The organism is Nonomuraea sp. NPDC000554 (assembly GCF_040300065.1).
Taxonomy (GTDB): domain Bacteria; phylum Actinomycetota; class Actinomycetes; order Streptosporangiales; family Streptosporangiaceae; genus Nonomuraea.
This window is the reverse complement of the sequence record NZ_JBEPDC010000002.1, coordinates 428,118-440,736: the sequence shown is the minus strand read 5'-3', so window position 1 is coordinate 440,736 and position 12,619 is coordinate 428,118. Positions and strand designations below refer to the sequence as shown.

The following is a 12,619-nucleotide window of genomic DNA, read 5'->3' as shown; positions in this document are numbered from 1 at the left end:
ATGACTCAGCAGGTGGAGATCGGCCGGGGCAAGACGGGCCGCCGAGCTTACGCGCTCGACGAGATCGGGCTCGTGCCCTCGCGGCGCACACGTGACCCGGAGGAGGTCTCGATCGCCTGGCAGATCGACGCCTACCGGTTCGAACTGCCCGTCGTGGTCGCCCCCATGGACAGCGTCGTGTCGCCGGCCACCGCGATCGAGATCGGGCGGCTGGGCGGCCTGGCCCCGCTCGACCTCGAAGGGCTGTGGACCCGCTACGAGGACCCGTCGCCGCTGCTGGAGGAGTGCGCCTCCCTCGACGCCGAGGCCGCGACCAAGCGGCTGCAGGAGATCTACGCGGCGCCGATCAAGGAGGAGCTGATCGGCCGCCGGATCGAGGAGATCCGCGCGTCCGGCGTCACGACCGCGGTCCGCCTGTCGCCGCAGCGCACGGTCCAGTACCACAAGGCCGTCATCGACGCGGGCGTCGACATCTTCATCATCCGCGGCACCACGGTCTCCGCCGAGCACGTCTCCGGGCGGGCCGAGCCGCTGAACCTCAAGCAGTTCATCTACGAGCTGGACGTCCCGGTGATCGTCGGTGGCTGCGCCACCTACACGGCCGCCCTCCACCTCATGCGGACGGGCGCGGCGGGCGTCCTGGTCGGTTTCGGCGGCGGCGCGTCCCACACCACACGCAACGTGCTGGGCGTGGCCGTCCCGATGGCGACCGCGATCTCGGACGTGGCGGCGGCCCGCCGCGACTACCTCGACGAGTCCGGCGGCCGGTACGTGCACGTGATCGCCGACGGCGGCATGGGCACGTCCGGCGACATCGCCAAGGCCATCGCGTGCGGCGCCGACGCGGTGATGGTCGGCTCGCCGCTGGCCCGCGCGTCCGAGGCACCCGGCCACGGCTTCCACTGGGGCTCCGAGGCGCACCACCCCGACCTGCCGCGCGGCCGGCGGGTCGAGTTCGGCACGGTCGGCACGCTGGAGCAGATCTTCCACGGCCCCTCCAGCGTCGCCGACGGCTCGATGAACCTGATGGGCGCGCTGAAGCGCACCATGGCCTCTACCGGGTACTCCGACATCAAGGAGTTCCAGCGGGTCGAGGTCGTGGTCGCTCCCACCCAGCGGTAGCGCTCGAACCCAAGGATCAGACCCGTCGCCGTCTCCGGCGCGGGTCTTTTCCGTCTGCGGGCAGCGGGCGCTTCGTGGCCGGGGCGGGAGTGGTGCGGCCGGGGAGGTCCCGCGATCTTGTACGGTCGGGTTCTCGGGGCGAGGGAGGGTGCGGGATGAATCGGGTGTGCCTGGTTACCGGGGCGAATCGGGGCATCGGGCTGGAGGTCGCGCGACAGCTGGCCGCCGCCGGCGACACCGTGGTCCTCACCGCCAGAGACCTGGCCAAGGCCGAGCGGGCGGCGGGCGGGCTGCCCGGCACGGTGGTGGCGCGGCAGCTCGACGTGGCGGACCAGGGGTCCGTCGACCGGCTCGCCCGCCGGCTCGGTGACTCCTACGGGCGGCTGGACGTGCTGGTCAACAACGCGGCCATCCACTACGACACCTGGCAGCGGGCGAGCGGCGCGGATCTCCGGGTCGTCCAGGAGGCCCTCGACACCAACCTGCTCGGCGCGTGGCGGGTCGCGCTCGCCGTGCTTCCGCTGTTGCGCAAGAGCGCGCACGGGCGGATCGTCAACGTGTCGAGCGAGGCCGGGTCGCTGGCGTCCATGGGCGGGGGGACGCCCGCGTACAACGTCTCCAAGGCGGCGCTCAACGCGCTGACGAAGATGCTCGCCGCGGAGCTGCGCGGCGACGGGGTGCTGGTCAACGCGGTCTGCCCTGGGTGGGTGGCGACCGACATGGGCGGGCCCGGTGGGCGTCCAGTGGCCGAGGGGGCGAGCAGCGTGGTGTGGGCGGTCGATCTGCCCGACGACGGGCCGAGCGGCGGCTTCTTCCGCGACGGCCACCCGCTGCCCTGGTGACCGGAAGCGCGCGGGCTGGTGGCCGATCCCGGTGCGGCCCTGGCAGGTGGAGGGGCTCGCCGTGGTCGGCGGGTGGTGCGCCCGTTGGCAGCCGAGGAACCCGCCGGCCGACCGGGCCGTGCGGGAGGGGGCGAGGTGGCTGGAGGGTTGGCGGCCCGGCGAGGCGGGGGTGACGCCGGTCTTCGGCGCGGGCGACGGCAACCTGGCGAACTCTGCGAGCACGTCTCGATGTGGGTGGACGGTCCGGTGGACGTCGGCGTGGAGGTCGTCCGCCACGTCGAGCTGACCCCCGCGCAGGCGCGGCGGATGCGCGAGTGCCGCAGGCTTCAGGCGCTCACCTGGCTGTTCCTGCTGTCGGGCGAGGGCCCGCGCAATCCGCCCGGAACCTTCGCAAGGCAGGTCGAACGCGTCCTGAGAGTATTGGACGCATGAGACCCGCGCAGACCGCCGACAGGGCGGCCGTCGAGCAGCTGGTGCAGGCCGCCTACGAGCCGTGGGTGGAAGTGATCGGCATGCGTCCGCTGCCCATGGAGGCCGACTACGACGCGCTCATCGCCGAGGGCCGCGTGCACCTGGCCGACCGGCTCGAAGGCGGGGTCGGAGGCGGGCTCGGAGGGCTGATCGTGCTGGTGCCCGAGGACGGCGTGCTGCTCGTCGACAACGTCGCCGTCCGGCCCGAGCAGCAGGGCAAGGGCATCGGCCGGATGCTGCTGGCGTTCGCGGAGGAGGAGGCGCGGCGGCTCGGCCTGCCCGCGCTCCGCCTCTACACGAACGTGAAGATGACCACGAACATCGCCCTGTACGAGTCGCTCGGCTACGTGCAGACGGGCCGCGTGAGCCTAGAGGGCCGCCAGGCGGTGTCGATGCGCAAGGAGCTCAGCCGCTGAGCACGCCCAGCAGGTGGGTCACCTCGCGGGCCACGGCGTCGCGGCCCGCTCTGAGGTACTTGCGCGAGTCGACGACCTTCTCGTCATGGGCCAGGTAGTCGCGCACCGCGCCGGTGAACGCCTTGTTCAGGTGCGTCGCGATGTTGATCTTCTTCATGCCGTGCCGGACGGCCTCGCGCAGCGTGTCGTCGGCGACGCCGGACGAGCCGTGCAGCACCAGCGGCACCGGCACGGCGGCGCGCAGCTCGGCGATGAGCGCGAGGTCGAGCACGGCGTCCTTGGTGGTCATCGCGTGCGAGCTGCCCACGGCGACCGCGAGGGCGTCCACGCCGGTTCTCGACACGTACTCGACCGCCTCGTGCGGCTTGGTGCGGGCGCCCGGCGCGTGCACGCCGTCCTTGCCGCCGACCTCGCCGAGCTCGGCCTCCACCCACACGCCGCGCGCGTGGCACCAGGCGGCGACGTCGGCCGTGGCCGCCACGTTCTCCTCGTCGGGCAGCGCGGACGCGTCGAACATGACCGACCCGAGCCCCAGCTCGACGGCCTCCTCGACGAGCGTCCGGTCGGTGGCGTGGTCGAGATGGACCGCGACGGGCACCTTCGCCTGCCGGGCGACCGCCAGCGAGGCGAGCGCGACCGGCTCCAGCGCGCCGTGGTAGCGGACGCAGTTCTCGCTGATCTGCAGGACGACGGGCAGCCCGACGGCCTCCGCCCCCGCCACGATGGCCGTGGCGTGTTCGAGCTGGATCACGTTGAACGCGCCCACCCCTGCGGGGGACTCGCGGACGATGTCGCCGATTCCGGCGAGCGGCATGACGGGCTCCTTACGTGATGACGATCTGCGGATGCATGTCGGCGTAGACGTCGCGGTCGAAGTCTCCGGCCACCGGCGCCGCGACGGCGGCGGCTCCCAGGGCGGCGGCCCTGCTGAGGGTCTCGGGCCACCCGGCCCGTTCCACGAGCCCCAGCGCCAGGCCCGCCACCAGCGAGTCGCCCGCGCCGGTCGGGTTGCCCTCCACCTTGTACGGCATGCGCGCCCGGAACGTCCCCTCGGGGGTGACGGCGAGCAGCCCGTCGGACCCCATGGACACGACCACGGACCGCGCTCCCCGGCCCCGCAGCGCCTGCGCGCCCTCCTCGGGGCCGCCTCCGGGGACGGCCCTGGCCAGTTCCTCGGCGTTGGGCTTGACGATCGAGGGACGCCCGCTCGGCGCGTGCCTGAGCGGCTCGCCGTCGGCGTCGACGATGGCGGGGACCCCCTGCTCGGCGGCGATCGCGGCCAGCGTGGCGTAGGTGTCGGCGGGGACACCTCTCGGCAGGCTGCCCGAGATGACGACCGCCCTGGCCGTCGCCAGCAGGGACGTGTAGGCGTTCAGGAAGTTTCCGAGCTCGTCGGCCGTGACCTCGGGGCCGGGCTCGTTGAACAGGGCCGTGCGGCTCGCGCCGGTCTCGGAGACCACCAGCGTGGTCCTGGAGTCGGCGGCGACGCCGACGAGCGCGCTCGGCAGCCCGGCCGCCCGCAGGTCGGCCTCGATGGCCTCGCCGGTCGGCCCGCCCGCCATCCCCGTGACCAGCACTTCCTGGCCGAGCGCGGCGAGCACGCGGGCGACGTTGACTCCCTTGCCGCCCGCCCGCCTGTGGACGGTGGAGACCCGGTTGACGCCGTCCCAGTCGACGCCGGGCACCTGGTAGGTGACGTCGAGGGCGGCGTTGAGCGTCACGGTCAGGATCATCAGGGCTCCGTGATCCAGGAGCCGCGCTTCATCACGCCCGCCACCTCCAGCGAGTTGTCGAGCACCACGAGGTCGGCGAACCTGCCGACGGCGATCGAGCCGACCTCGCCGTCGAGGCCGAGCACGCGGGCGGGTGTCAGCGAGGCCACCTGGACGGCCTCCGGCAGCGACAGGCCGACCTCCCGGACCGCGCGGCGGAAGGCGACGTCCATGGTGAGGGTGCTGCCCGCGATCGAGCCGCCTTCGACGAGCCTGGCCACGCCGTCGGTGACCGACACCTCCATGGAGCCGAGCACGTAGGTGCCGTCGCCCATGCCGGTGGCGGCCATCGCGTCGGTGATCAGCGCGGTCCTGCGCGGCCCTGCCACGGCGAAGGCCAGGCGCAGCATCGCCGGGTGGACGTGCACGCCGTCGTTGATCAGCTCGACGGTGACGCGCTCGTCCTCCAGCAGCGCCGCGACGGGGCCGGGGGCGCGGTGGCCGAGCGCCGGCATCGCGTTGTACAGGTGGGTGGCGACGCTCGCGCCCGCTTCGACGCCCTCCAGGGTCTGCTCGAAGGTGGCGTCGCTGTGGCCGAGCGCGGCGATGACGCCCTGGGCCACGGCCGCCCTGATCGTGTCGAGCGCGCCGGGCAGCTCGGGCGCGATCGTGAGCATGCGGACGTGCCCGCGCCCGGCCTCGACCAGGGTCGTGAACTCCTGCGGCGTCGGCTCGCGTAGCAGCGCCGGGTTGTGCGCGCCGCAGCGCGCCTTGGAGATGTAGGGGCCCTCGAAGTGGATTCCGGCCAGCAGGCCGTCGTCGCAGAGCTCGGCCAGCGAGGACGCGGCGGCGGCCAGTTCGTCGGTCGTGCCGGTGACCAGGCTCGCGATCATCGTGGTGGTGCCGTGGCGCTCGTGCAGCGCCACGGCCTGTCTGGCTCGGTCCTGCTCGCCGGTCGGGAAGGAGCCGCCGGCCCCGCCGTGGTTGTGGATGTCGACGAAGCCGGGTACGACGTGCCGCCCGCCCAGGCTGTGGCCGTCGCGGGGGGCCGATCCACGGCCGATGTGCGTGATGCGGCCGTCTTCGATGGTCAGCCACCCGTCGTGCACTCCCTCAGGGGTCACGATGCGGGCGTCGGCGAGTGTAAGGCTCATGAAGAAAGGATCACAGATCGCGTGAGGTGCAGGGGCTCATCGGGGTTGAGGCCCTTGGCGAACGCCCTGGCCACCGCGACGCGCTGGGCCCTGATCAGCTCGGCCATCGGGTCGAGCCCGGACTCCACGAACGTGCCGCCTGTGGCCTCGACCTGCTCGCGCAGGCCCTCGGGGGCGGTGCCGAGCATCCAGGTGACGCGGGAGGGGCCGGCGATGCTGATCGGGCCGTGGCGGTACTCCATCGCCGGGTACGCCTCCGTCCAGGACCTGGACGCCTCGCGCATCTTCAGTGCCGCCTCCTGGGCCAGGCCCACCGACCAGCCGGTGCCGAGGAAGCTGTACTGCTCGGCGGCGACCAGTTCGTCGGGGAGCGGGGCCGACACGGCCTGCTCGGCGTCGGCGATCGCCTGGGTCAGGTCCTCGCCGAGGCTGGCGCGGAGCAGGGCGAGCTGGGTGGTGGCGAAGCGGGTCTGGACGACGGACCGCTCGTCGGCGTAGTCGAGCACGATGGTCTGGCCTGCCGCCGTCATGACCGGGGTGTTCGGGTCGGCGGTGATGGCGGTGGAGCGGGTCCGCGTCCTGTTGAGGAGTTCGAGGACCTCGGTGGTGGTGCCGGAGCGGGTCAGCGCGAGCACGCGGTCGTACGGGCGGCCGACGGGCGCCTCGGAGGCGGCGAACGCGTCGGTCTCGCCGAGCCCGGCCCGCTCGCGCAGCGCGGCGTAGGCCATCGCGATGAACCATGACGTCCCGCAGCCGATGACGGCGACCCGCTCGCCCGGGCTCGGCAGCGCGTCGGTCGGAACGTTCTCGACCGCGCGACGCCAGCATTCGGGCTGCGAGGCGATCTCGGCTTCGGTGTGGGTCGTCACCGCTTACCTCCCGTGATGTGATTGTTTCTGCGCTTTTTATATCAGATTAGAGCAGATTTGTGCACCGCTGGCTGTGTCTGGCTGGGTGTGCCACGCTTGCTGCTGACCGGTCTCGAAGGGGGAAGACGTTCGTGTCCCGTTATGAGCGATGGAACGCGATTCTCGAGCTGCTCGCCCAGGAAGGCAGGCTCTCCGTCGAGGAGGCGGCCCAGTCGCTCGACGTCTCGACCGCGACGATCCGCCGCGACTTCGACCAGCTCGCCCAGCAGCAGATGCTCATGCGCACCAGGGGCGGCGCGGTCGCCCAGAGCGTCAGCTACGACCTGCCGCTGCGGTACAAGACGGCCAGGCACGCCGACGAGAAGCAGCGCATCGCCTCGGCGGCGGCCGAACTGGTCATGCCGGGAGCGGTGGTCGGCATGAACGGCGGCACCACCACCTCGGAGCTGGCCCGCACCCTGGCGACGCAGGCCACCCTGGAGTCGGGCTTCACGATCGTCACCAACGCGCTGAACATCGCCTCGGAGCTGACGGTCCGCCAGCACGTCAAGATCGTGGTCACGGGCGGCGTGGCCAGGCAGCAGTCCTACGAGCTCATCGGCCCCCTGGCCAGCGGGGTGCTGGAGCAGGTGACCCTGGACATCGCGTTCCTGGGCGTCGACGCCCTCGACGTGGACCTGGGAGCCTCGGCGCACCACGAGGGCGAGGCCAGCGTCAACAACCTGCTCATCAGCCGCGCGGCCCAGGTGGTGGTGGTCGCCGACTCCTCGAAGGTGGGCAAGCGGGCCTTCTCTCGCATCTGCCCCATCACCCGGATCGACGCCCTGGTGACGGACGCCCTCCTCTCCGACGCCCTGGCGACCCAGCTCACCGACGCCGGCGTGAAGGTCGTCCGTGCCTAGTCGACGATCGCGCAATAGGGAGACACCCGCCCGGGTACGTATCCCGGGCGAGACGGACCCAGGGGGATGAACATGACGGCCGGAAGGGGTGTGGCTCGGCTCGGGCCCGTCGGGCGCACGGCGGCGCTGGCCCGGATGGCCGCGCAGGAGCTGGACGTGGTCGTGGTCGGCGGCGGCGTGGTCGGCGCGGGTGTCGCGCTCGACGCCGCCACCAGGGGCCTGGACGTCGGCCTGGTCGAGGCGCGTGACTTCGCCTCGGGGACGTCGTCGCGCTCGTCCAAACTGATCCACGGCGGGCTGCGTTACCTGGAGCAGCTCAACTTCGAGCTCGTCAGGGAGGCGCTGCAGGAGCGCGCGCTGCTGCTGCAGCGGATCGCGCCGCACCTGGTGCGCCCGGTGCCGTTCCTGTTCCCGATGACGCACTTCGGGTGGGAACGGCCGTATGTGGGGGCGGGGGTGGCGCTGTACGACACGCTCGGGTTCGCCACCGGGCTCGCCCGTGGCGTGCCGGGGCACCGGCACCTGTCCAGGAGCCGGGCGCTGCGGCTGGCGCCCGCGCTGCGGAAGGCCGCCTTCACGGGGGCCGTCCAGTACTGGGACGCGCAGGTGGACGACGCGCGGTACGTGATGACGGTGCTGCGCACGGCGGCCACCTACGGCGCGCAGGTCGCACCGCGTGCCCAGGTCGTGGGGTTCCTGCGGGAGGGGGAGCGCGTCACCGGCGTGCGGGTGCGCGACCTGGAGAGCGGCAACGAGGTGGAGATCCGGGCGCGGCAGGTCGTCAACGCGACCGGCGTGTGGACCGACGACATCCAGGAACTGGTGGGAGGACGCGGCCAGATCCACGTCCGGGCGTCCAAGGGGATCCACCTGGTGGTGCCCAAGGACCGGATCCACTCTCTGGCCGGAATCATCCTTCGCACCGAAAAATCGGTACTTTTCGTGATTCCGTGGGGGCGACACTGGATCATCGGCACCACCGACACCGAGTGGACCCTGGACAAGGCGCACCCGGCCGCGTCGAGCACGGACATCGACTACCTGCTCGACCACGTGAACGCGGTGCTGTCGGTGCCGCTGACCCGCGACGACGTGGAGGGCGTCTACGCGGGGCTGCGGCCGCTGCTGTCGGGGGAGTCGGAGGAGACGTCCAAGCTGTCGCGCGAGCACGTGGTGGCCCATCCCGTCCCGGGCCTGGTGATGATCGCCGGAGGCAAGTACACGACCTACCGGGTGATGGCCAAGGACGCGGTCGACGCCGTCGCGCACGGGCTGGACCAGCGGGTGCCGCAGTCCTGCACCGACAGGGTCCCGCTGGTGGGGGCCGAGGGCTACCAGGCGCTGTGGAACTCCAGGCACCGGCTCGCGCAGAAGTCCGGGCTGCACGTGGCGCGCATCGAGCACCTGCTCCAGCGGTACGGCTCGCTCATCGAGGAGGTGCTGGAGCTCATCGAGAGCGACAGTTCCCTGGCCAGGCCGCTGAACGGCGCCGACGACTACCTGCGCGCGGAGATCGTCTACGCCGCCACGCACGAGGGCGCCCGGCACCTGAACGACGTGCTGACCCGCCGCACGCACATCTCGATCGAGACCTTCCATCGCGGCGTGGCCGTCGCCCAGGAGGCGGCCGAGTTGCTGGCCGTCCCCCTCGACTGGGACGGCGAGCAGGTCAAACGCGAGGTCGAGTACTACTCCAAACGGGTCGAGGCCGAGCGGCTCTCCCAGGAGCAGGACACCGACCAGGAGGCGGACGCCATCAGGCTGGGCGCCCCCGAGATCGAGCCGGTGGTCGCGCCCGAGCACTCGTGACAGCGGCCCGCGCCGCTGATCGGGGGCGAGGCGGAGCCGTTGAACTGGCAGTGATCGACGGCCCACGCCCCTATGAGCTCCTGAGCTGCCTGCGTGAGGTGAGGCCCAGCTTGCGCAGCGCGTTGGCGACGTGGACCTCGACGGTTCTGGGCGACAGGAAGAGGCTCTCGGCGATCTCCTTGTTCGTCAGCCCTTCGGCGGCCAGGCCGACCACCTGCTCCTCCCTGGGGGAGAGGGTGCCCTGGGGCTGCGCGGGCGCCTCGATCCGGCGTCTCAGCCGCCGCCTGGCCGCCGGGGTGATCGACTCGCAGATCGCCTGCCTGGTCAGGGGCTGGCGCAGGCTGTACTGGCAGGGCGTCCACTCGCGCAGCAGGCCGCGCCGCACCGCCTCGGCGAGCCCGCGCTCGGCCTGCTCGGGCGGCACACCCGCCACGGTGGCGAGCGACTCCTCGCCGACCGGCTCGTCCAGCACGGCCGCCGCCTGCACGAGCCTGAGCGCGGCCAGCGGCAGCGCCTCCAGCTTGAGCAGGACGGCGTCGCGCAGCGCCGGAGGGGTTCCCGGCTCGCGGCCCTCGGCGAGCATGCGGGACACCTCTTCGATCGCGTACGGCACGCCCCCGGTGAGCGGCCAGAGGTCGAGGGCGGTGCCGGGCAGCAGGTGCTTGGCCAGCAGCGCGGTCTCCTCGGCGTCGAGGGGGGCGAGCGCCAGCTCGGCGTGGTCGATGTGCGGCGGTAGGTGCGCGAGCGGCTCGGCCACGGGATGGCACAGCTCCTCCGCCCGGTAGGTGAGCACCAGGTTGACCGTGTCGGGCAGGCAGCGCGCCAGGAAGGAGAGCAGCTCCCTGGTGTCGCCGTCGACCCAGTGGACGTCCTCGACGACCAGCGTGATCGGCTGGAGCGAGTCCAGCAGCGACAGCACGGCACGGAAGAGTCGATGCCGCTCGACCTGCGGGTCCTGAAGAGGGGGCGGGGTGGGCGGCAGCAGATGGGCATATTCCGGCAGGAACGGGCGTAATGCGCCGGTGACGGGGTTGAGGTGCGCGGGCGGGCAGGCGTGTCGCAGCGCTTCCACGATCGGTCCGTACGGGAAGCGCATCGGGTGGCAGTTGCCGACCAACATCGGACGGACGGCCAGCTCGTGGAGCAGGCGGGTCTTGCCGACCCCCGCCTCGCCCTCGATGAGCACCACGACCGGGGGGCGGGTGAGAGCGTCCGTGAGCTGACGGAGTTCCCGTTCTCGACCCACGAATGGCATACCGCACCCGCCCGGCCCGATTGACTTCACATTGTCAATGAATTTTTCATTATTTGTAGCTTTATGTCCATAGTGATTATTTCTGGCATTGTGTCCATAGGTTTAGTCCTGCGGCTTTAGTGCAGCGGAATCCACGCCTGCTTCGCCAGCGTGGTGGCGTCGTTCACCTGCACGCCGTCGTAGGAGACGGTCCAGATCGCGTCGCCGATCACCATCGAGCGCTGGATGCCCGGCTGGTAGGACTGGTCCCGCTGCTTCTGCACCGGGTGCTGGATCAGGCCGACCTTGGTCACCGCGGAGTCGTCGATCTTCAGCACGACCGCGCCGACCTCCTCCCGGTTCTCGCTGTAGGTGTTCATCGGGATCACCGACAGCCCGGTCTTCGGCCAGTACAGGAACGCGTGCGGGTCCCATTCGGCCTCCGAGCCCGAATCCTTCTGGAACAGCTGCGACAGCCGCTTCGGGTTCGCCGGGTCACTGACGTCGAACAGCGAGATCTGCGTGCCGAGGGTCCTGCCCTTCTCGCTGGCCTCCTGGCCGATGCCGATCAGCCGCCCCTCGTTGCCGGGGTGCAAGTAGGCGGAGTAGCCGGTGATCTTCAGCTCGCCGGTGACCTTCGGCGCGGACGGGTCGCGCAGGTCGAGCGTGTAGAGCGGATCGACCTGTTTGAACGTGACGCAGTAGCCGACCGGGCCGATGAACCTGACCGAGTAGATCCGCTCGCCCTCGCCCAGCCCGCCGACCGAGCCGACCTTCGCCAGCGTGTCGGCCCTGAGCACGGACACGCTGCTCGTGCTGGACTTCTCGGTGGTGAGCGTGGTCGCCACCCGCAGGTTCCCCTCGTACTCCGACAGCGAGTACTGGTTCAGCAGTCGCCCGGGAACCTTGCCCGAGGCCACGTACGAGGGCGGCCCCGCCTTGCCGATGTCGAAGCGGTGGACCTCGGTCTCCTCCGGGGGCTCCTTGACCGGCGACTTGGTGGCGGTCGGCTCAGTGGTGGTCGGCTCGGTGGCGGGGGCCACGTCCTCCACTGCCCCCACCGGCACACCCCGGGACCACCAGCGCGGGTTGCTCGTCACGTAGAGGCTCTGGCCGGTGCCGTAGACGGTGTCGCCGTCGGCGGCCAGGGCGATCGGGTCGGTGCCCGCCTCCGTGAGCCCCTGCGCCAGGTCGATCGTGTGGACCGTCATCAGCGAGGTGCCGGTGTAGTCGTCCGGGTGGCTGACCCGCTCGCACGGCACCGACGCCTTGCTGACCTTGCCGGACGCGTCGGTGATCTCGACCTTGGGCAGCCAGGCGTCGATCGGCGCCCGCCGGACCACGTCCTCGTTGAGCTTCACGCGCTCGGGGTCGGCCGTGTTGTCCTTGGGTGGGGGGAATTCGATGTCAGGCTGGCTCCGGGTGACGATCCTGACCGTCGAGCCGACCATCCGGGCGTCGACGTAGCTGCCCTGCGGCTTGACCGTGCCGATCACCTTCGGCTCGCCCGCCAGGTCCACCAGCACGTACCTGGTCTCGCCCTGCGGCGCGAACGACTTGTACATCACGTTGCCGCCCTGGAACAGCACCAGCGCCCGGTCGCCCGAGACCAGCAGGTCGGCCGGGGTGTAGGCGGGTTCGCCCTGCTTCGTGAGGTCGAGCGACGCGGTGACCTTCCTGGTGGCCGTGTCGATGATCCGCAACGTGCCGCCGTTGACCGTGATGACCCGGTTGCCGTCGGTCTTGACCACGTCCGGCTCGTCCACGCCGGCCTCGTGCACGTTGGTCGTGGAGTGCTCGGGCGCCGCGTCGGACTTGGCCTTGGCCTCGGGGGTGGCCATCGCGTTGTCGCGCATCATGTAGATCGGGGGGCCGCCGAAGCCCCACGGGCCGACGTTGGCCGCCGCGTGCTCGCGCAGCCCGCCGAGCATGTCGTCGCAGCTGCTGTAGGAGACCAGGCGCACCGCGTCCAGCCGCACGGGCGCGCCGCCCCCCGGGCTCCCCGTGGACGAGCTGCAGGCGGCGATGGCCGTCGCGAGGCCCGCAGCGGTCAGGGCCGTACGGATCAGCGTCTTCATGACCTCCTTG

At 71.6% G+C, this 12,619-nt stretch carries 12 protein-coding genes; 6 read left to right on the top strand and 6 right to left on the bottom strand.

Annotated elements, in window-relative coordinates; translation table 11 throughout:
- The 4 genes from ABT294_RS05965 (at position 1) to ABT294_RS05950 (ending at position 2,851) form a co-directional block, all read left to right on the top strand.
- Complete coding sequence (locus ABT294_RS05965) at positions 1–1,122, top strand: GuaB3 family IMP dehydrogenase-related protein (protein WP_350803871.1); 1,122 nt, start codon at positions 1–3, stop codon at positions 1,120–1,122.
- Between the two features lie 155 nt (positions 1,123–1,277).
- Positions 1,278–1,964, top strand: coding sequence for an SDR family oxidoreductase (locus ABT294_RS05960; RefSeq protein WP_350803870.1), 687 nt, complete (start codon positions 1,278–1,280; stop codon positions 1,962–1,964).
- 228 nt (positions 1,965–2,192) lie between these two features.
- On the top strand, positions 2,193–2,396 hold the full coding sequence (locus tag ABT294_RS05955) for a hypothetical protein (RefSeq protein WP_350803868.1): 204 nt from the start codon (positions 2,193–2,195) through the stop codon (positions 2,394–2,396).
- Positions 2,393–2,851 (top strand): GNAT family N-acetyltransferase, encoded by a 459-nt coding sequence (locus tag ABT294_RS05950; RefSeq protein WP_350803867.1) that lies wholly within the window; start codon positions 2,393–2,395, stop codon positions 2,849–2,851. The genes ABT294_RS05955 and ABT294_RS05950 overlap by 4 nt, the downstream gene beginning before the upstream one ends.
- Here ABT294_RS05950 and ABT294_RS05945 read toward each other — a convergent pair.
- From ABT294_RS05945 to ABT294_RS05930, 4 genes are read right to left on the bottom strand one after another with little or no spacing between them, the layout of a single operon-like run.
- Entirely contained in the window at positions 2,841–3,665 is an 825-nt protein-coding gene (locus ABT294_RS05945; RefSeq protein WP_350803866.1) for a class II fructose-bisphosphate aldolase, read from the bottom strand. The two genes, ABT294_RS05950 and ABT294_RS05945, sit on opposite strands and share 11 nt — an antisense overlap.
- Positions 3,666–3,675: 10 nt before the next feature.
- On the bottom strand, positions 3,676–4,584 hold the full coding sequence (locus ABT294_RS05940) for a 1-phosphofructokinase family hexose kinase (RefSeq protein WP_350803865.1): 909 nt from the start codon (positions 4,582–4,584) through the stop codon (positions 3,676–3,678).
- Complete coding sequence (gene nagA / locus ABT294_RS05935; protein ID WP_350803863.1) at positions 4,584–5,717, bottom strand: N-acetylglucosamine-6-phosphate deacetylase; 1,134 nt, start codon at positions 5,715–5,717, stop codon at positions 4,584–4,586. Before nagA ends, ABT294_RS05940 begins: the two co-directional genes overlap by 1 nt.
- Positions 5,714–6,586: an SIS domain-containing protein gene (locus ABT294_RS05930; RefSeq protein ID WP_350803862.1), complete on the bottom strand. Its 873-nt coding sequence runs from the start codon at positions 6,584–6,586 to the stop codon at positions 5,714–5,716. Before ABT294_RS05930 ends, nagA begins: the two co-directional genes overlap by 4 nt.
- A gap of 131 nt (positions 6,587–6,717) precedes the next feature.
- On the opposite strand from ABT294_RS05930, the gene ABT294_RS05925 reads away from it, so the two are divergent.
- Together ABT294_RS05925 and ABT294_RS05920 are read left to right on the top strand one after the other, a co-directional pair.
- The gene (locus ABT294_RS05925) at positions 6,718–7,488 is read left to right on the top strand and encodes a DeoR/GlpR family DNA-binding transcription regulator (protein WP_350803861.1); all 771 of its coding nucleotides are present in this window, start codon (positions 6,718–6,720) and stop codon (positions 7,486–7,488) included.
- 72 nt (positions 7,489–7,560) lie between these two features.
- Positions 7,561–9,297, top strand: a complete 1,737-nt coding sequence (locus ABT294_RS05920) for a glycerol-3-phosphate dehydrogenase/oxidase (RefSeq protein ID WP_350803860.1) — start codon at positions 7,561–7,563, stop codon at positions 9,295–9,297.
- Between the two features lie 70 nt (positions 9,298–9,367).
- Here ABT294_RS05920 and ABT294_RS05915 read toward each other — a convergent pair whose 3' ends face one another.
- Both ABT294_RS05915 and ABT294_RS05910 read right to left on the bottom strand, forming a co-directional pair.
- Positions 9,368–10,543, bottom strand: a complete 1,176-nt coding sequence (locus ABT294_RS05915) for a helix-turn-helix transcriptional regulator (protein WP_350803859.1) — start codon at positions 10,541–10,543, stop codon at positions 9,368–9,370.
- A gap of 125 nt (positions 10,544–10,668) precedes the next feature.
- Positions 10,669–12,609, bottom strand: a complete 1,941-nt coding sequence (locus ABT294_RS05910; protein ID WP_350803857.1) for a beta-propeller domain-containing protein — start codon at positions 12,607–12,609, stop codon at positions 10,669–10,671.
- Positions 12,610–12,619: the final 10 nt, after the last annotated feature.